The sequence below is a fragment of the Cellulosilyticum lentocellum DSM 5427 genome, assembly GCF_000178835.2.
Taxonomy (GTDB): domain Bacteria; phylum Bacillota; class Clostridia; order Lachnospirales; family Cellulosilyticaceae; genus Cellulosilyticum; species Cellulosilyticum lentocellum.
Map to the genome: position 1 here is coordinate 1788556 of NC_015275.1, position 20993 is coordinate 1809548.

Below are 20993 nucleotides of genomic sequence, written 5' to 3' on the forward strand. Positions count from 1 at the left end.
AGTTTTTTAATAACATAAAAGTAGTATGCACAAAGGCCTCAAAAAAATACGTTATTCACTAAATAAAGAAGAAATAGGTGGAAAATGTCAACCCTAGCTGGCGGTTAGCTGATTATAGTGTTATAATCAAGGGTAAACTGATAAAAATTAATCAAAAGTAGGTGAATTAATGACAGAAAAAGACTTCTTACCTATTAGCAAAGAAGATATGGAAAAAAGAGGCTGGGAGCAATGCGATTTTGTACTTGTAACAGCTGATGCTTATATAGATCATCATAGCTTTGGAACGGCAATTATTTCTAGAGTATTAGAACATGCTGGATATAAAGTAGGCATTATTGCGCAACCTAATTGGAAGGATACAGCTGACTTTATGAAACTAGGGAAACCTAGATTAGCTTTTTTAGTAAATGGGGGCAATATGGACCCAATGGTCAATCACTACACAGTAAGCAAACGCCTTCGGGAAAAGGATATGTATTCACCAGGGGGTAAGATGGGATTACGACCAGACCGTTCTACTATTGTGTATTGTAATAAAATTAGGGAAGCTTATAAAGATGTGGATATTGTTATAGGTGGTATTGAAGCTAGTTTAAGACGTTTTGCACATTATGATTATTGGAGTGATAAGGTACGTAAATCGATTTTAGTAGATAGTGGGGCTGATCTTCTTGTTTATGGCATGAGTGAAAAGCAGATTGTTAAGGTGGCAGAAGCTCTTAATGATGGGTTAGCAGCAAAATATATTCGCTATTTAGATGGAACCTGCTATATGGTAGATAGTCTAGATGAAGTTTATGATTACAAATTACTTCCTTCTTATAAAGAGGTTTGTGAAGATAAGATTAAATATGCTATGGCCTATAAAATGCAAGAAGACGAGCAAGATCATGCTAGGGGAGTAACCTTAGTACAAGAGCATAATGGGAAATATGTGGTCCAAAACAAACCAGAAAAGCCACTTGTAAGAGAAGAGTTAGATGAAGTTTATGCGTTACCTTATATGAAGAACTATCATCCTATTTATGAAAAAGAGGGTGGTGTTCCAGCCATTGAAGAAGTTAAGTTTAGCTTAGTAAGCTCAAGAGGCTGTTTTGGTAACTGTTCATTTTGTGCCATTACGCTTCATCAAGGAAGAGTTGTAACTAGTAGAAGTCAGGAATCCATTGTAGAAGAAGCAGAAGCTATTACACATATGCCAGATTTTAAAGGCTATATTCATGATGTGGGAGGACCTACAGCTAACTTTAGAGGGCCAGCTTGTTCAAAGCAATTAGAACACGGTGCCTGCAAAAATAAGCAATGTTTAACACCCGGTCCATGTAAAGCTATGCATAAGGACCATGAAGAATATTTACAACTATTACGCAAGGTGAGAAACATTCCAGGTGTCAAAAAGGCTTTTATTCGTTCAGGTATTCGTTATGATTATGTCATGGCTGATAAAAACAATGATAAGTTTTTCGAAGAGTTAGTGGAACATCATGTAAGTGGGCAACTTAAGGTGGCACCAGAGCATATTTCAAAAGAAGTATTAGCTTATATGGGTAAACCTTCAGGTAAAATATTTGATGATTTTTGTGATAAGTTTTATGCCATTAATAAAAGGTTAGGCAAAAAGCAGTATATTATTCCGTATCTGATGTCTAGCCATCCAGGTAGCCGTTTGCAAGATGCCATAGAGCTGGCTGAATATTTAAGAGATATTCATTATCAACCAGAGCAAGTTCAAGATTTTTATCCAACACCAGGAACATTATCAACAGCCATGTTTTATACAGGAATTGACCCTAGGACGCTAAAACCTGTTTATGTGCCTAAAACAAAAAGAGAAAAAGCAATGCAACGTGCACTTTTACAATATCGTAACCCTAAAAAGTATGAGATTGTTTATGAAGCTTTAGTAGAAGCAGGTAGAGAAGACTTGATAGGGTATGGCCCAAAATGTTTGATTAGGCCTAAAGAAAGCTCGCAAGCAAAAGGAAACTTTAAGGGTTCAAAAAATAATACTAAAAATAGGCAGAATGGCAATTCAAAATCTAAAAATAATGTAGGCCAAGGAAAGAAAGGTAAGGGTAAAGAAAAAGCAATTTCGTATAAAACGAGCTCAACTAAAAGAAAAAGTAAATACTAAGTTGTGATAGAATAGACGTCATTTGAAAGGCAATAAAAAGCTTTCAAATGACGTTGTTTTATTGGACTAGTTAGTAAATTATGGTATAATTTAAAGATAAATAAATGAGTAAACTAGGCAGGACTGAGGTGGACCTATGAGATTGGTACCAACAAAAAGATTAAAAAATGGTGATATTATAGCAAGGGACATTATTAGCTATGATGGTGGTCTATTATTAAGAGAAGATACACATTTCAGAGAAGTTTTTAAGCAAAAGTTATTAGAACGGAATATTTTTGAAGTTTATATAGAAGATGAATTATCTAAAGGAATAGAACCTATAGAAATTATCTCCCCTCAAATTCGAAGAAAAATAGGAAAAGATATTCAGCAAGAGTTTGAAAAACTACAAGAGAATTTACAAGTGGACATTGGTTGTTTAAAGGAAGTATCTAGTTTATTAATTCAAGAAATTCAGCAAAAAGAACTTATTTGTGAGCTGCAAGATTTAAAGGTGAATGATCAGTATACGTATGAACATTGCATAGCAGTAGCTATTTTGACTACATTGGTATGCAATAAGCTTGGGATTAACCTCTATTTGAAAGAGCAGATTGTCATGGGGGCTTTAATTCATGATATTGGTAAGATGATTTTACCAAAGGATATTTTAAATAAGCCAGATAAATTAACATCAGAGGAATATAATTTAATCAAAACACATACAGAGATTGGTTATAAAATGATCAAAGACAGAGCAGAGTTTAATGCTGTAACTAAATTAGCAGTCCTATGTCATCATGAAAGAGAAGATGGTTCTGGTTATCCTTTAGGAAAAGGTACAGACTTACATATTGGAGCTAAAATAGTTGGCGCATGTGATTTGTATCATGCACTTATATCAGATCGTTGCTATAGACAGGGATTACCTATTAATGAGGTATTTGCTGTAGCTCAAACAGAGCCGATTAACTCTAAGATTAGAAGTATTATTGAAGGCACTTTTGCTTATTATCCAGTAGGATCTATAGTCAAGTTAAATACAGGACAAATGGCTATTGTTGAGAAAAATTATGCTAAAGATATTAAGAGGCCGCTTGTTAGAGTGATAGAGGAAACCAATAAGCAATCTGGATACAAAATTAATTTACAGGATGAGCTAAGTATTTGTGTTACAGATCGTGCTGAACTTGAGATATAAGAAATAAATATTTTACAGGTAGACAATATAAAAGTGAAAGACTAAAATAGAGAATAAAAGATAGGAGAAAATGAAATGAAAATAGGGTTTATTGGAGCAGGTAATATGGCTAAAGCTATGCTAGGCGGTATTTTGGCAAATGGTATTTTTAATAAAGAAGAAATCATTGCGTCAGATGCAAGTGAAGCTTGCTTAAAAGCTATAGAAGATAGTTTAGGAATTAGCACTACAACAGATAATAAAATTGTAGCAAAACAAGCAGACGTAATTGTTTTAGCAGTAAAACCACAGTATTATGGAAGTGTTATTGAAGAGATTAAGGATGGAGTGCAATCACATCAAATTATAGTTACTATTGCACCAGGACAAACTATAGAGCGTTTAGAGCATTTATTTGGAAAAACACTTAAGCTCGTACGTACAATGCCTAATACACCTGCTCTGGTAGGAGAAGGTATTACAGCAGTATGCAAGAACAAAGAAGTGACAGAGGATGAATTACGTTATATTTGTAAAATACTAGAAGGCTTTGGTAAAGTAGAAGTAGTAGATGAACATTTAATGGATGTAGTGGTTTCAGTAAGTGGTAGCTCTCCAGCTTATGTATTTATGTTTATAGAGGCTATGGCGGATGCTGCCGTTGCAGATGGTATGCCTAGAAAGCAAGCCTATGAATTTGCGGCACAAGCTGTTTTAGGAAGTGCAAAAATGGTATTAGAGACTGGAAAACACCCAGGAGAATTAAAAGATATGGTCTGTTCTCCAGGAGGAACTACAATTGAAGCTGTACGCGTATTAGAAGAAAAAGGACTGCGTAGCACTATATTTGAAGCAATGAAGGCATGTACTAAAAAAGCTAAAGGTATGTAGATTATTTAAATAATAAAAAACCAGCATAATGATGCTGGTTTTTTATTTAGCGTTTACCAGGATCAAAAGGTTCTCCCGCTGCTTTTGGTGCTCTAGTTGTTTTAGAGAAAATAATTAGAGCAATAAGTGTGATGACATATGGGAAAATCTTAAGAAGAACAGGTGGAATAGTAGCTAGCCCAGGAATAACCTGTGATACATTGGAAACAGTACTTGCAAAACCAAAGAAAAGGGTAGCAGCAAGGACACCTAAAGGCTTCCATTGTCCGAAGATTAAAGCTGCAATAGCTAAGAAGCCTAAACCAGATACACTACCATTGAATTCTCCTGCAAAAGTAACAAGGTAAATACCACCACCAAGACCTGCAAAAGCACCAGAAATAATAACACCTAAATAACGCATACGGCTTACATTAATACCAGCTGCATCAGCAGCATGAGGATGCTCACCACAAGCACGTAAACGTAATCCAAAAGAGGTTTTATAAAGAAGATAAGTGAAAACGGCTAAGATTAGGAGTACTAACCAAGTTGTAGAATAGCTATTGGTAAAGAAAAGAGGCCCCAGAATTGGAATACTAGAAAGTACTTTTACATTTTGTTTTGCTAAACCAACAGTTAAGACAATGTTTCCACTACCAGTTATATTTCTAGCTAAGAAAATAGTAAGACCAGCAGCAATCATATTAATAGCTGTACCACTAATGGTTTGATCTGCTTGTAAATTAATACTTGCAAAAGCATGTAGTAAAGAAAAAATAGCACCGGCTATAATAGCTACTAAAAGCCCAACATAAATAGTCCAAGTGGCTGTACCAAAACGATTTTGTAATAAAGAAATAGTTATGCCACCAGCAAAAGAGCCAATAATCATAAGTCCTTCTAGACCGATATTAACAATCCCACTACGTTCACAAAAAAGCCCACCTAAAGCAACAATTAAAAGGGGAATGGTAAAGGCAATGGCATAAGGGAAAATTTGTTCTATTATTTGCCACATGATTATTCATCTCCTTTCTGATTAGCATTAGAATCATTAGGTGGCAAGAGACCAATACTATCATGTCCGTTATCTGATTCTTTCACACTATCTGGAATCAAAGAATTATTCAATTTATCCTTTGTTTCAGTTTGAATATTCGAGGTGTTTTTTGAACCTTTTTTAGGTTTTACTTTGTTTAAGAAACGCTCTACTAAAACACTTGTAGCAGCAAAGTAAATAATAGTAGCGATAATCGTATCGGCAATTTCTGGCGGCACATCTGTCATAACACTCATGAAGCCACGGCCTGCATAAAGTAAACCAAAGAATAATGCGGAGAAAAATGCACCAATAGGGGTATTGGCACCAAGGAGTGAAACAGCAATACCATCAAAACCTTGAGAAGGCATAATACCAATTTGCATATTAGTAGCTACACCTGCATATTGTGTTAATCCTGCAAGACCAGCAAGGCCACCTGCAATCATTAAAGAGTAAATAATGCTTTTGTTTACAGAAACACCTGCATATTCAGCAGCGTGTTTATTAAAGCCTACAGCTTTTAATTCATAACCAAAGGTTGTTTTATTAAGAATTAAAGCAATAATAAGTGTAGCAGCAATAGCTACAATGATGCCTAAGTTAATATAAGAACCTCCAAATAAATCTGAAAGCCAGGTTGAACGAAGGGTTAAAGCATTTGCTAAAGGTAGTGATTCAGTAGTTTTAGAACCATTAGGGAACCAAAGCTGAACGCCATAATAAATAATCCAATAAGCAATCCAGTTCATCATAATACATGAAACAACTTCATGTACATTAAAAATAGCTTTTAAAAGACCTGGAATAAAAGCCCATAAAGCACCACCAATAAGAGCAACTAAAATAATGACTAAGAGGTAAATCGGTCTTGGGAGATTTAAACCTGCTTGTCCAACTATGGTAGCACAAAAGCCACCAAATAGCATTTGTCCCGGAGTACCAATGTTAAATAAACCTGTTCTAAAAGCAAAGGCAACAGATAGCCCTGTCAAAACAAGTGGAGTAGCAGTGGCAATAGTATTACCAATACGCTCGATACTTTTTGTTCCCCCTTGAATAAGATATAAGAAACCTTCAAAGGCATTATGGCCAGTCGCAAACATTAAGAGAGCACCTGCTAAAAGGCCTAAGACCATAGCAATGATTGAGATAAGCCCTTTCTTATTCATGTTTATGTCCTCCTTCTACACCAGCCATCATAAGGCCTATTTCGTTTTCGTTAGTTGAAGCAGCATCAACTATACCAACTAAGTTACCGTTATTTACGATGGCAATACGATCTGATACATTCATAACTTCATCTAATTCTAATGAAACGAGAAGTACAGCAAAGCCTTTATCTCGATGTTCAATTAATCTTTTATGAATATATTCAATAGAGCCTACATCAAGTCCCCTGGTAGGTTGAACAGCAATAAGAAGCTTTGGATTACGCTCCATTTCACGTCCAATAACAGCTTTTTGTTGATTACCACCAGAGAGAGAGCGTGCTATAGAAGCACCACCTTCACCAGAGCGTACATCGAAAGCTTTAATGATTTTTTCGGCATAATTATGAATAGCTGATCGATTTAAAAAACCACCTTTGGAGAATTCTTTTTCAAAATAAACTTGTAAGACCATATTATCTTCGATGGTATAATCTAGAACAAGACCATGTTTATGACGGTCTTCAGGAATATGGCCTATACCAGATAAAGTACGTTTACGAATTGAAAAACGTGTAATATCTGTACTTCCTATAGAGATTTGCCCATTTTCAATTTTACGAAGTCCTGTAATGGCTTCTACTAATTCCGTTTGTCCGTTTCCTTCTACACCAGCAATTCCTACAATTTCACCAGCTTTTACTTCAAGAGAAAAGTCTTTTAAACCTAAAACTTTTTTGTTGTTAAGTACAGAAAGATGATTAATTTTTAAAATGGTTTCAGCAGGTTTACTAGGTGTTTTTTCTACTTTAAAAGTAACAGGGCGTCCTACCATCATTTTAGCCATCTCTGCTTCAGAAGTAGCTTTAACATCTACTGTTCCGATATATTTACCGCGGCGAATAACCGTACAGCGATCTGCAATGGCTTTGATTTCTTTAAGTTTGTGAGTAATTAAGATAATAGATTTACCTTGCTTAATAAGATTTTCCATAATCTTTATTAAGTCTGAGATTTCTTGTGGTGTAAGTACTGCAGTAGGTTCATCAAAGATAAGTACATCTGCATTACGATAAAGCATTTTCAAGATTTCAACACGTTGTTGCATACCAACAGAAATATCTTCAATTTTAGCGTAAGGGTCTACATTTAAGCCATAGCGCTCAGAAAGCTCTGCCACACGTGTAGCAGCAGATTTAATATCGATAGATAGTCCTTTTTTAGGTTCAATCCCTAAAATGATATTTTCTGTTGTCGTAAAATTATGAACTAATTTAAAATGCTGATGAACCATTCCTATACCAAGATCATTGGCAATGTTGGGGTTAGAAATCTTCACCTCTTTACCATTCATTTTGATTGAGCCTTTATCAGGCTGATACATTCCGAAAAGCATACCCATCAAAGTGGATTTTCCAGCACCATTTTCACCAAGGAGGGCATGTACTTCGCCACGTTTCAGCTGAAGTGTAATATCATCATTCGCTACAATACCTGGAAATTCTTTTCTAATGCCTAACATTTCTACTACATAATCCATATTTTCGCCTCCTTTATTATATTATGTAACAATACCTCTGATTTATAAGGGTTTATAAAAAAAAGACGGAAGCTCCGTCTTTTTCCTTACGTCATAGCTGTAAGTTACATGGAATCCCAATTGATTGTAAGTTGTCAGTACCTAAAATTATTTAATAAGAGAGCCGTCATTTGTGTCTATGACAGTAACTTCACCTGCTTTAATTTTAGCATATACATCATTTACCGTTTTAATGGTATCTTCACTTAAATTAGGATTTTCAGCTGGAATACCTACACCATCATTTTGAACAGAGAAAGTAAGTGTTTCACCACCTGGAAATTGACCTTCAACCTCTGCTTTAATCATGTCATAAGTTGCTTGATCGATATATTTCATAGCTGAAGTAAGAATAACAGATGCATTGTTTGCAGTGTCATAAACACCATCTTTGTATTGGTCACTATCTACACCAATAACGAATACAGATGTATCACCTTTTGCTGCTCTACTTTTAGCTTCAGTGATAGCACCTACACCAGTACCGCCTGCAGCAGTAAAGATTATTTTTACACCTCGATCATACATTTGAGCAGCAATTTGTTGGCCACCTGCTTTGTCATCAAAAGAACCTTGGTAAATCACGTTTTCTTCTTTAATAGAAATGTTTGTTCCTAAATTTTCGTTAGCGTATTTAACACCTTGTTGGAAACCCCAGTTGAATTTTTCAACCGCTGGAAGCTGCATGCCCCCAATGAAGCCGAATTCAGATTCTTTCATTTGTACTGCAGCAGCAACACCTGCTAAGAAACCTGATTCATGTTCAGCAAAGTAGATAGCAACAGTATTATCAGCTACTACAGCATTTCCGTCGGCATCTCTAGGAGAACCATCTAAGATAACAAATTTTGCATCTGGATATTTTTCTTGAGAAGTAGCCACAGCTCTTTCAAATTTGTAACCTGGTGTAACGATGAATTTAAAGTCACCATCATAAAGGTTAGCAATACCAGTTTCATAATCAGCATCTGTTACGCCAGCCGGTTTAAGATATTTTGAATTTTTAACGGTGTCTTTGATTCCTTCCCAAGTACCTTGGTTGAAAGAACGGTCATCAATAGTACCGGCATCAGTAACCATACCTACTTTAAGGTCAGTATCTAACATTTGGAATTTTGATGTAGACTCAGCTGTTTGATTTGAATTTCCGCAACCAGCAAGTATGCCCATAGACATAACTGTACAAAGTGCGATAGCAAAAAATTTCTTTTTCATGTTTTACACCACCAATAATTTTTTAATGTGCTCATGTATGTGCCCCAACAATGTTTACATAAATGAGTACATCCTATATATAATAGTCAATTTGGATAGTAATTACAATGCTTGATATTTATATTGTTTTATTAAAAAAATTCATAATAAAGAACATAATTATTGGTAATACTTAGCAGAATGATATACAAAAAGTTTGCAAACGAAGCTTGTCTTATTCTGAAAATAAAAGTTAACATAAAAATAAATCTGTTCTGTATAAGAGCTAAAAACTATTTAATAAGAGAACCATCATTTGAGTCCATGACAGTGATTTCGCCTGTTTTAATTTTAGTGTATACATCGTTTACTGTTTTCATAGTATCTTCACTTAAATTAGGATTTTCAGTTGGAATACCTACACCATCATTTTGAACAGAGAAAGTAAGTGTTTCACCACCTGGAAATTGACCTTCAACCTCTGATTTGATGATGTCATGAGTCGCTTGGTCAATATATTTCATAGCTGAAGTAAGAATAATAGATCCATTGTTTGCAGTGTCATAAACACCATCTTTGTATTGGTCACTATCTACACCAATAACGAATACAGATGTATCACCTTTTGTTGCCCTACTTTTAGCTTCAGTGATAACACCTACACCAGTACCACCTGCAGCAGTAAAGATTACTTTTACACCTCGATCATACATTTGAGCAGCGATTTGTTGTCCACCTGCTTTATCATCGAAAGAACCTTGATAAATCACATTGTCTTCTTTAATAGAAATGTTTGTTCCTAAATTTTCATTAGCGTATTTAACACCTTGTTGGAAGCCCCAGTTGAATTTTTCAACCGCTGGAGCTTGCATACCCCCAATAAAGCCGAATTCAGATTCTTTCATTTGTACTGCAGCAGCAACACCTGCTAAGAAACCTGATTCGTGTTCAGCAAAAAGGATTGATACAGTATTATCTCCTACTACAATATTACCTTCAGCATCTCTAGGGGACCCATCTAAGATAACAAATTTTGCATCTGGATATTTTTCTTGAGAAATGGCAATAGCTCTTTCGATTTTGAAGCCTGGTGTAACGATAAATTTGAAGTCACCATCATAAAGGTTTGCAATACTAGCTTCATAATCAGCATCTGTTACACCAGCCGGTCTAAGATATTTTGAATTTTTAACGGTGTATTTGATGCCTTCCCAAGTACCTTGGTTGAAAGAACGGTCATCAATAGTACCGGCATCAGTAACCATACCTACTTTAAGGTCAGTATCTAACATTTGGAATTTTGATGTAGACTCAGCTGTTTGATTTGAATTTCCGCAACCAGCAAGTATGCCCATAGACATAACTGTACAAAGTGCGATAGCAAAAAATTTCTTTTTCATATTTTACACCACCATAATTTTTTAATGTATTCACTATATAAAGCTTTTGCAAACTAAGCTTGTCTTATCCTAAAAAATTAAAATTTAACATGAAAAATAAAATAATAGCTATCTTTTATGGTGAAAGTGTAAATTTCTGTTATAATATAAATAATGAAAAATACAACTATGGGGGTAGAAGAAATAATGAAACGTAAATGGATGACAGCGTTCTTAATAGCAATTATGATATGCTTGTCATATCAAGTAGTATATGCAGAAAAAATGCAACTTATTTATGATGGAGAAACACATTTATATGAATTAGTTCCTATTTCTCTCTATATTAATGGCGAATTAACGATTACAACAGTGATGCCTCCTATACAAATAGAAGGAAATACTTTAGTGCCAGCCAGAGAAGTATTTGCGAAGATGGGAGCAGAAGTACTTTGGAAGTCTGCAGAAAAAAGTGTTTATATTACAAAAGGTGAACAACTTATTGTTTTAACCATTGATAGTACAGAAGTTTGGGTAGATGGTGAAATTAAAGTGGCTAATATGCCAGCGAAACTTATTAATGACAAGGTAATGATCCCACTACGCTTTATTAGTGAAGCTTTAGGTTTTAAGGTACAGTGGATAGATGCAACAAAAACCATTATGATAGAAGAGCCCATAGTCGTGGCGCCACCTGTAGTTGTACCACCTGAAGAGAGTGAGATGCCAGAAGAAGGAACATCAGAAGAGTTACCAGAAGAAACACCAGAGCCAAATTTAAGTTTTAAGAATATGACTTATGATACAAGTTTAAATGCACTTATCTTAGAAAAAGCCCCAGGTTTAACAGTGGAGAGTATCACGGTGCAAGATAATTACATACAAAGACAAATTAAAATCACTTTACCAACAGCCTACATAGATTTTTATGAGGCTGGGATATGGGAAGATACGAATAGTGCAGTAAAAAAAATAGAGGTTAAACAATCAAGTAGTACTGAAATTACTTTAACAACAGCCACTATTAAAGCTTTAAATGTCTATGAATATGATAATAAAATTTACTTACAATGTGTAAAGCCAAAAGAGAAGTACGGTAAAATTGTAGTAGTAGATGCGGGACATGGAAAAGATGATCCAGGGACAACCTATGGCTCACTTCAAGAAAAGGATATTACATTACGTTTAGCTTTGCAGCTTCAAAAAGAAATTGCCAATGATTCAAGTATTAAGGTATATATGATTCGAGAGGGGGATACCTTCTTAACACCTATGGAGCGTGCAGTAGTAGCTAATGAAATTGAGCCAGATTTGTTTATAAGTATACATGTTAATTCTGTAAATAATAATGCAACCGCTAGTGGAACAGAAACTTATTATACTGCTAAAGCAGATACACGAAATAAGATATTTGCAGAAATGGTACAAAAAGCTCTGATTAATACTTTTGGTACAAGAAATCGCGGTGTTAAAGATAATACCTTTGTTGTAACAAGATATACGAATTATCCAGCTATCTTAATTGAAATAGGATTTTTAACAAATGAATCAGATAGGCAAATGATGCTATCAGCTGGTTTTGAACAAAAATATGCAACGGCAGTTTATAATTGTATCCAAAATTACTATGCTCAAGGATTAAACGAAACTTACTAAAATAGACATAAACAGACAAGTCAAGAGGCTTGTCTGTTTTTTTCTATAAAAAAAGATATAAATTTTTATGAAATCATCTTAATTATTATGCAAATATATATAATATTTTATAAAAGTTAAGTTTTATATTGTAAATACTAAAAGTGTATGATATAGTGTGTAGCAAATAAACAAATGTTCACGAGAAGCAAACAAGGAGAATAGTATGAAAGAAAAGCATCCTTTTTATGTGATTAACCGTAGTGTATTGCCAGAGGTTTTTTTGAAGGTAGTAGAAGTTAAAAACTTATTAGAGAATGATAAAATGTTAACTGTGCAAGAAGCTACTGAGCAAATAGGTATTAGCAGGAGCTCTTTCTATAAATATAAGGATGCCATTTTTCCATTTTATGACAAAGGAAAAAGTGAGGCAATTACTGTACTTATTCATTTACAAGATGAAGCAGGAAGGCTCTCAGATGTCCTCAATTATATTGCTGGTGCAGGAGGAAATGTCCTTACGATTAATCAAATGTTACCAATGAATGGTATTGCCATCATTAATCTATGTATCCAAACAGCCGGAATGAATATGACAATTGATGATTTACTTCGTGGGTTAGGAAACCTAAATGGCGTTAAAGAGATACAAATATTAGCAAGAGAGTAGCTCTAGAGTAAACTAGAAAATAAATGGGAGGGAAAGCAATGAAGATAGCTTTATTAGGTTATGGAACCGTAGGGAGTGGCGTTGTAGAAGTTATTAATTCTAATAAAGAGAGTATCGAAAAAAGAGCAGGAAAAGCTATCGATATCAAATATGTATTAGATTTAAGAGAATTTCCAGGAGAAGCCATTAATGAATTGATTGTTCATGATTTTAGTACAATCTTAGAAGATGATGAGATTGAGATTGTAGCAGAGGCTATGGGAGGAGTAGAACCAGCGTATACCTTTGCGAAATCCAGTCTTTTAAAAGGAAAAAGTTATGTGACTTCCAATAAAGAGTTAGTAGCGCTTCATGGGGCCGAGCTTTTAGAAATTGCTAGAAAGAATAAGGTGAATTTTTTATTTGAAGCGAGTGTAGGTGGTGGTATTCCTATTATTAGACCCCTTAACCAAAGTTTAACAGCAGATGAGATATATGAAATTACAGGGATTTTAAATGGAACAACAAACTTTATTTTAACAAAAATGAAGAATGAAGGTAGAAGCTTTGAATCGGTATTAAAGGAAGCCCAAGAACTTGGTTATGCAGAAAAAAATCCAGCAGCAGATGTAGAAGGATACGATGCTTGTCGTAAGATTGCTATTTTAGCATCTCTTGCCTTTGGTGAACATGTAAGCTTTGAAGATATTCCAACAGAAGGCATTACACAAATTAGTAGTGAAGATATGATTTATGCAGAAAAAATGAACTATGTGATTAAGCTTTTGGCAACTTGTCAAAAACAAGATGGTAGTGTATTTGCAAGGGTATCGCCTATGATGATTTCGAAGGAACATCCACTTGCTATGGTGAATGATGTGTTCAATGCTATTTTTGTTAAAGGTAATGTTATTGGTGATGTGATGTTCTATGGTAAGGGAGCAGGTAAATTACCAACAGCTAGTGCGGTAGTAGCTGATATTGTAGATGCAGCAAAACATTCAGGTACCAATATTATTACTTTTTGGAGTAGAGAAAAGATTGACCTTAAAGATAAAGATGAAGTGAAAGTAAGCTATTTTATAAGAGTACAAGATGAAGATGGATTAGCTGAAAATAAAGTAAAAGAAGCATTTAAAGAGATTCAGCCAGTAGAAGCACTCTCACGGGAATATGCTTTTATAACAGAAGTAATGACTGAGGGAGAATTTGCAAAACGCCTAGGTAAACTAAGTGATTTAACCATTATGAGTAAAGTACGCACTGAAAAATAAGGGGATGAAAGAGTTGAAATACGCAGTGATCTTAATGGATGGTATGGCAGATGAGCCTATTGAAGCTTTAAATGGACTTACACCACTCGCATATGCCAAAACACCAACGATTGATGAAATAGCAGTAAGAAGTACAATTGGAATGGTACATACTATTCCAGAAGGTTGTGCTAAAGGTAGTGACACAGCCAACTTAAGTGTATTAGGTTATAATCCACAAAAGTATTATTTTGGACGTAGTCCATTAGAAGCTTTAAGCATGGGAGTAAGCTTAAAAGAGTCAGATGTTACTTTTAGAACCAATGTGGTGACCTTGAGTGAAGAAGAAGAATATGAAAATAAAATCATTTTAGACCATAGTGCCGATGAAATTACAACAGAAGAAGCAAGTGAACTTATAGCAGCAGTAGAAGAAGCATTAGGAAATGAAGCTTGTAAGTTCTATCCTGGTGTAAGTTATAGACATCTTTTAGTTTGGGATAAGGGGAGTAGAGAGGTTCAACTTACACCGCCACATGATATTCTAGAAAAATGTATTAGAGACTATAAGCCACAAGGTGATCATGCCGAAGAAATTTGGGACTTGATGAAAAAAAGTTATGATATCTTAAAAGATCATCCAGTGAATATAGCACGTAAAGCTAAAGGTCTTCGTCCAGCAAATAGTATTTGGATTTGGGGAGAAGGGATTAAGCCTAGGTTACCACTTTTTGAAGAAAAATATCATGTAGAGGGGGCTGTTATTTCAGCTGTCGACCTTATTAAGGGGATTGGTATTGGTGCTGGAATGACATCTATTGATGTAGAAGGTGCTACGGGTAATGTTCATACCAACTATAAAGGTAAAGCAGATGCAGCTATTAAATGGCTTATAGAAGATAATAAAGATTATGTTTATGTACATTTAGAGGGACCAGACGAATGTGGCCATCGTAATGAAATGGATAATAAGGTTAAAGCTATTGAACTTATTGATGAAAAAATCATAAAGCCTATTAAAGCAGCTTTAGATGCTTCAGGTGAAGCTTATAAGATCTTAGTTTTGCCAGATCATCCTACACCACTTCGTTTAAGAACACATACAGGAGATCCGGTTCCCTATATGATTTATGAAAGTGGTAATGACATAGTTAATAAAGCTAATCAGTATACCGAAGAATTTGCGGCAACGACAGGTGCTGATATTGAAGAAGGTTATACTTTAATGGATCAATTCTTAGGATGATTAGGCTTATTATAGAAGGATTATTAGAGGAGGAAGCATTGTGTTAATCGTACAAAAATTTGGTGGTAGCTCTGTGGCTAACCCTGAAAGAGTTTTTAATGTAGCTAGAAGAATTGCAGAAACCTACAAAGCAGGCAATCAAGTCGTTGTTGTACTTTCCGCCCAAGGAGATACAACAGATGATTTAATTGCTAAAGCAAAAGAAATTAGTAAGAATCCAAGTAAGAGAGAGATGGATATGCTCCTTGCAACTGGTGAGCAGCAATCTGTAGCGCTTATGTGTATGGCTCTTGGTGAACTTGGTTATCCATGTGTGTCATTAAATGCACATCAAGTAGGAATGACAACCACATCTATTTATAGTAATGCAAGGTTTAAGAAAATTAAGCCAGACCGTATTCAAAGAGAATTAGATCTCAAAAATATAGTTGTTGTAACAGGTTTTCAAGGTGTTAATCGTTTTGATGACATTACAACACTTGGTAGGGGTGGTTCAGATACAACAGCTGTAGCTATAGCAGCAGCACTTCATGCTGATAAATGTGAGATTTATACAGATGTAGACGGTGTTTATACAGCTGATCCACGAGTTGTTAAAAGTGCAAGAAAATTAAATGAGATTACATATAATGAAATGCTAGAATTAGCTTCATTAGGAGCAAGAGTACTTCATAATCGTTCTGTAGAACTCGCTAAAAAATATAATGTAGAATTAGTAGTAAGATCAAGTTTAACTAAGGCAGAAGGAACAGTAGTCAAGGAGGTATGTAAAGTGGAGAGAATGTTAATTAGTGGTGTTGCTGGTGATGATGAAATTGCACGTGTATCTTTAATTGGGATTAAAGACACACCAGGAAAAGCTTTTGATATATTTGCTACATTAGCTAAAAAAGGAATCAATGTAGATATTATTCTACAATCTATCGGTCGTGATAAATCAAAGGATATTTCTTTTACAATAGCAGAAACAGCCTTGGCTGATGCACAAAAAGTTATTGATGATAACAAAGAACGTTGGGGTATTGAACGTGTGGATTATAATGAAAATGTAGCTAAAGTATCTGTTGTAGGAGCAGGTATGGCATCTAACTCAGGTGTTGCAGCTAAAATGTTTGAAGCAATGTTTAATTCTAATATTAATATCCATATGATTTCTACATCTGAAATTAAAATATCAGTATTAATTGATAAAAAAGATATGCACAAAGCAATGAACGCTATTCACGACATCTTTAACTTAGCTGACTAATAAGTAAATAGAAGTGATTATTTAATGATAAGGTAAAAGAGAAAAGGAAGGTGCTACTCAAGTGTAGTACCCTCCTTTTGTCACATTTACATATAATAAAAGACGAACCATTGCTATACAAAAAAGATAATCAACAAGAGAAATGGGTGAGAAGATGATTAAGGTAAAAGTACCGGCTACCACAGCTAATATGGGACCGGGATTTGATAGTATTGGGATGGCATTAACTATGTATAACATTGTTTATGCAGAGGAAATAAAAGAGGGTTTAGAAATTATTATTCAAGATGGTAACCCTGCCATTCCAACGAATGAAGATAATTTGATTTATAAAACAATTTGTCATTTTTACAAAAGTATTCAGAAACCAGTACCTGGACTACGCATTATTCAGCAAGATAGTATTCCTCATACAAGAGGTTTAGGGAGTAGCGCTGCATGTATTGTAGCAGGACTACATATTGCTAATGCAGTTAGTCATAGCTTCTTTTCAAAAGAAGAACTAGTACAAATGGCAGCTCAGATAGAGGGACATCCAGATAATACAACGCCTGCTTTATTAGGTGGAATGACTATTGGTGCAATGAATGAAAAGGATATGAAATATGTTAAGGCTAGAGTGGCAGAAAACTTACATTTTGCTGTTATGATCCCTGAGTTTACACTTTCTACAGAATTAGCTAGAGGTGTATTACCTACCACAGTGAGTTTAAAAGATGCCGTATTTAATGCATCAAGGGCTGCTTTATTAACAGCTTCAATGTTAACAGGTGATATGGATAATCTTGATTTAGCCATGGAAGACCGTTTACATGAACCTTACCGTATGTCACTTATTCCACATATGGAAGAAATATTACAACAAGCTAAATGTTATGGAGCAAAAGGAACATTTTTAAGTGGTGCAGGGCCAACCTTAATTGCGGTAGTAAAAAATGTAGTAGATTTTAGAAGAGAAATGGTGAGCTACTTAGGGAGCTTAGAACAAAATTGGCAGGTGCAGATGTTGCAAGCAGATAATGAAGGGGCTAAAGTCTGGATTAATGAAGAATTGAAATATTAGTATAAAAGGTAATTGCTCAATATATACAGAGAATAGAGCAATTACCTTTTATATTTTCTGTAGTGGTAGAGCCTATAGATAGATTAAAGTATATAAGAAGAAATATATAAAAATTGTAAAAAATAAAGAATAATGTTAATATATAATAAAATTACAGTTATAGAAAGAAATAAGATGTATAGTTCGAGGATAAAGAGGGGAATAGATTTGAAAAAAAATCTAGAAATTATAAGTATTATTGCTGTAGGGTTTGTTTACTTAATAGGCATTACAAAATTACAAATTTCATATGAACAAAGTGTATTACTTACTAAATATACTTGCGATTTTTTGAAAATTATCTTTGCTACAAGTATGTTAATTGTAGCTTTGAATAATTTAGATACAGCAGAAAACTTTAGACCAAGCTATTTGGCGATTAGTTATTTTTTACTTATTTTCGCAATGATTATTTCTTTAGATTTATATAATAATGGCGTTAACTGGCAACACAATATAAAATATTTAAAAATGAGATGGATTATTAGTTTATCTGAGATTCTATGGGTTCTTATTTGTGTATTGTTCATTACATCAAAAGTTCAAATGATCAAATGGATAAAATATGAAGTGTTATTGAGTAGCATAATGTGTATTTATTTATTTTCTGAGTATACACCAGTGGATTTTTTAGTGCGTCAATATAGCTATGAAAGTCTTAGTATTGTTGCACATGTTTTTAGTTTATTAATACTTATATTAGGGAACATAGTTTGTATTAATAAGGTTAAATCTCATGTTCAAATATTTAAGTATTATTGGTGTGTATTTATGACCTTACAAGTGATATCTCATGGCTTATTAATTGTATTTAGTATAAACGGATCTTTAATAAGTTTTGTGGTAGGACAAATAGCTTCTGTTATATGTTATATTTGTATTCTGAATTTTATTGAGCATATCACACTGACTATAGTATGGAAAGAAATGGATCAAGGTATAGATATCAAGAAAGAACAATTAGATGAAGAGGATTTTGAAAATCAATTACTTATTAAATCTGCTAATATTATTGAGAAAGAAGTAAAGAAGATTAATGCAAAAGCTCAGCAGCTAAAGATAAAATTAGAATCAGGAACTTGCTATTCTAATATTAGATATGTAGAAAAAATCTCAAACAACTGTAATAGATTAACAAAACTTAGTAAAAACATATTAGACTTAAATAATATTGAAAAAGGAAAGGTTAGTATTTGTCTTCAAATAACTAATCTTTCAGAGCTAGTAGAAATAATCATTGCATCCATAGAGCCTTATATGGAACGACTAGGGATTACGTTAGAATATAAAATGAATAAACATCCCATTTATTGTGATATAGACTGTGAAGCTATAGAACGTGTTGTGCTTAATCTTATATCGAATGCCATTAAGTATAATAAACAAAAAGGAAGTATTCAAGTTTATGTAACTGAAAAAAGACAAAGAGCTTTTTTATGTGTTAAAGATACAGGGATTGGTATTCCAAAAGAAAAACTTCAAACTATTTTTAATCGCTTTGAGCGAGGAGATTCGGGGCTTGCTAGAATACAAGAGGGAAGTGGATTAGGATTAGCTATAGTCAAATCAATTATTGAGATACATAGAGGTGAGATTAAGATTCTTAGTACAGAAAATAAAGGAACTTTAGTAAGTATTAGCTTACCAATTTGTGATAGTAATAAGATAGAAGCCTATAAAGCACTTAAAGCAGATGAAAAAGTCCTACAAAAGAAAATAGAAGTAGAATTTTCCGATTTAGGTATGTAACAATAGGGGAGTTAAAAAATGAATGAAACTCATAAGGAAATGATGATTGAATGGTTGGCAGTTGCTCTACTTTATGTAGTGATAAAAGTATGTTTCAGTACGAGTAGTATATATTTTTTTCAATTCGTATTTGGCATTATAGGAACGACTCTTAGTATGGGAGCGTATTTGATTACTAATCAACAAAAGAATAAGATTAATATATTAAAAATTATTTCTGTTACAGCTATTTATAAGAATATGGTCATTATTTTTATATTTGTAACCCTATTATTAGAAATTAATGTTCCTTTTAATGCTATAAATTCAAGAATACAATTAAACTTACTGGATTTATGGTGTATTTGTGTTTGTTATATATGGTTATTTAAGCGTATAGGTGCAATAGGGTGTGCCATATTAATAAGTTTAGGCTTTTGTGTTATTACTTTCTCCGGTTTTATATTCCCGATTGTAGGGCAATCTACAAGCTACATAGGAGGCAAGGTGATTTTAGAAGGACTTATGATACTTATTGGTATTTTCTGCTTAATCATAGTTGTTTTATATAAAGATAGATATAAATCTAAGAGTTATCAGGCCTTTTTTCTTTTTTTAATTTGCAAAGTAATCAACCATTTCATGATGTCCTATCAATATATAAGCCAAGATACCTTATTATTACCACCCTTTATATTGCTTGGTACTATGGAGTATTATTATATTTTAAAATGTGCTTATTTAGCTTGCTGGAAAGAGCCATGGAGAGAAAAGGTAACTAACTTAAGTAAAGCTGAGTACAGCCTTAATGACAATGCGTATTATCGTGATATGATTGTAAACTTATCCCATGAGCTAAAAACACCTATTAATGTGATTAATAGCGCTACTGACCTATTAAGATTGGATTTCGGAAATCAAAAAGAAGTTATGGAAGATTTAAAAGAAATGAGAAGGTACTGCAATGAGACAATGAGAATCATAAGAAATATGATAGATATTCATAAATTGCGAGGCGGTTATATCGAAGTTATTTATAACAAGTATAACCTTGTAGCACTTGTGGAAAATGTAGTAGAGGCCTATTCTAAAGAATATGCAGATGCAAATCTTATTTTTAATCCCGAGCAAGAAGAAATTTATAATCAGGTGGATAAGCAGCTTTTTCAGCAAATAATGATGTATTTGATTTATGCTACATTTAAGACGAGAAAAGATAAGGGTGAAATTTATATAGAAATGAAGGATTTATTAGAGGATGAGATACAAATTAAGTTATCTCATTCACAAGTGGGATCTATTGAAGAGTACATCATACATCAGGATGAAGTTGAAACGTATAATGCTGATAGTATCATGGCAGTAGAATTATTTTACTATATACTTAAATTACATGAGAGTCATATTAAAGTTAGAAGAGAAGATGAAGCAATGGAACTTACCTTATATATAAGAAAAAGTAGGCTCAAAGAAGTAGAAGAAGTGATATTAGAAGAAAACAATATAGATGACTTAATAGGCACTATTAAGTCTCATTATGTTATAGAGTAGACTATATTTTAAAATTGTTTTATGGTAGGATAAGGTAACAACAAGGAAAAGTAAGGAGAATAGTTA

At 33.8% G+C, this 20993-nt stretch carries 16 protein-coding genes; 11 read left to right on the forward strand and 5 right to left on the reverse strand.

What is annotated here, in order from left to right:
• The first annotated feature begins 169 nt into the window (after positions 1 to 169).
• From CLOLE_RS08160 to proC, 3 genes are all read left to right on the forward strand, one after another.
• Positions 170 to 2137, forward strand: a complete 1968-nt coding sequence (locus tag CLOLE_RS08160) for a YgiQ family radical SAM protein (RefSeq protein ID WP_013656623.1) — start codon at positions 170 to 172, stop codon at positions 2135 to 2137.
• 136 nt (positions 2138 to 2273) lie between these two features.
• Positions 2274 to 3320, forward strand: a complete 1047-nt coding sequence (locus tag CLOLE_RS08165; RefSeq protein WP_013656624.1) for an HD-GYP domain-containing protein — start codon at positions 2274 to 2276, stop codon at positions 3318 to 3320.
• A gap of 75 nt (positions 3321 to 3395) precedes the next feature.
• Positions 3396 to 4190: a pyrroline-5-carboxylate reductase gene (proC, locus tag CLOLE_RS08170; protein WP_013656625.1), complete on the forward strand. Its 795-nt coding sequence runs from the start codon at positions 3396 to 3398 to the stop codon at positions 4188 to 4190.
• A 46-nt stretch (positions 4191 to 4236) separates the two neighbouring features.
• On the opposite strand, the gene CLOLE_RS08175 is transcribed toward proC, so the two are convergent.
• From CLOLE_RS08175 to CLOLE_RS08195, 5 genes are all read right to left on the reverse strand, one after another.
• A complete protein-coding gene (locus CLOLE_RS08175; RefSeq protein WP_013656626.1) occupies positions 4237 to 5190 on the reverse strand; it encodes an ABC transporter permease in 954 nt (317 codons plus the stop codon).
• Positions 5191 to 5192: 2 nt separating this feature from the next.
• Positions 5193 to 6383 (reverse strand): ABC transporter permease, encoded by a 1191-nt coding sequence (locus CLOLE_RS08180; RefSeq protein ID WP_013656627.1) that lies wholly within the window; start codon positions 6381 to 6383, stop codon positions 5193 to 5195.
• Positions 6376 to 7902 (reverse strand): ABC transporter ATP-binding protein, encoded by a 1527-nt coding sequence (locus CLOLE_RS08185; RefSeq protein ID WP_013656628.1) that lies wholly within the window; start codon positions 7900 to 7902, stop codon positions 6376 to 6378. The genes CLOLE_RS08180 and CLOLE_RS08185 overlap by 8 nt, the downstream gene beginning before the upstream one ends.
• 147 nt (positions 7903 to 8049) lie before the next feature.
• Positions 8050 to 9156 (reverse strand): BMP family lipoprotein, encoded by a 1107-nt coding sequence (locus CLOLE_RS08190; RefSeq protein WP_013656629.1) that lies wholly within the window; start codon positions 9154 to 9156, stop codon positions 8050 to 8052.
• 272 nt (positions 9157 to 9428) lie between these two features.
• Complete coding sequence (locus CLOLE_RS08195) at positions 9429 to 10535, reverse strand: BMP family lipoprotein (protein ID WP_013656630.1); 1107 nt, start codon at positions 10533 to 10535, stop codon at positions 9429 to 9431.
• A gap of 153 nt (positions 10536 to 10688) precedes the next feature.
• Between CLOLE_RS08195 and CLOLE_RS08200 the strand changes: the two genes are divergently transcribed.
• From CLOLE_RS08200 to CLOLE_RS08235, 8 genes are all read left to right on the forward strand, one after another.
• Positions 10689 to 12170 (forward strand): N-acetylmuramoyl-L-alanine amidase, encoded by a 1482-nt coding sequence (locus CLOLE_RS08200; RefSeq protein WP_013656631.1) that lies wholly within the window; start codon positions 10689 to 10691, stop codon positions 12168 to 12170.
• A 205-nt stretch (positions 12171 to 12375) separates the two neighbouring features.
• Entirely contained in the window at positions 12376 to 12819 is a 444-nt protein-coding gene (locus tag CLOLE_RS08205) for an ACT domain-containing protein (protein WP_013656632.1), read from the forward strand.
• A gap of 38 nt (positions 12820 to 12857) precedes the next feature.
• Positions 12858 to 14072, forward strand: coding sequence for a homoserine dehydrogenase (locus CLOLE_RS08210; protein ID WP_013656633.1), 1215 nt, complete (start codon positions 12858 to 12860; stop codon positions 14070 to 14072).
• A 13-nt stretch (positions 14073 to 14085) separates the two neighbouring features.
• Positions 14086 to 15297, forward strand: coding sequence for a cofactor-independent phosphoglycerate mutase (locus CLOLE_RS08215; RefSeq protein WP_013656634.1), 1212 nt, complete (start codon positions 14086 to 14088; stop codon positions 15295 to 15297).
• Positions 15298 to 15337: 40 nt separating this feature from the next.
• Positions 15338 to 16546: an aspartate kinase gene (locus CLOLE_RS08220; RefSeq protein ID WP_013656635.1), complete on the forward strand. Its 1209-nt coding sequence runs from the start codon at positions 15338 to 15340 to the stop codon at positions 16544 to 16546.
• 154 nt (positions 16547 to 16700) lie between these two features.
• A complete protein-coding gene (gene thrB / locus CLOLE_RS08225; RefSeq protein WP_013656636.1) occupies positions 16701 to 17609 on the forward strand; it encodes a homoserine kinase in 909 nt (302 codons plus the stop codon).
• A 207-nt stretch (positions 17610 to 17816) separates the two neighbouring features.
• Positions 17817 to 19397 carry a HAMP domain-containing sensor histidine kinase gene (locus tag CLOLE_RS21800; RefSeq protein WP_050794673.1) on the forward strand — a complete coding sequence of 527 codons (1581 nt, stop codon included), beginning with the start codon at positions 17817 to 17819 and terminating at the stop codon, positions 19395 to 19397.
• Positions 19398 to 19415: 18 nt separating this feature from the next.
• Positions 19416 to 20927, forward strand: a complete 1512-nt coding sequence (locus CLOLE_RS08235; protein ID WP_013656638.1) for a sensor histidine kinase — start codon at positions 19416 to 19418, stop codon at positions 20925 to 20927.
• Positions 20928 to 20993: the final 66 nt, after the last annotated feature.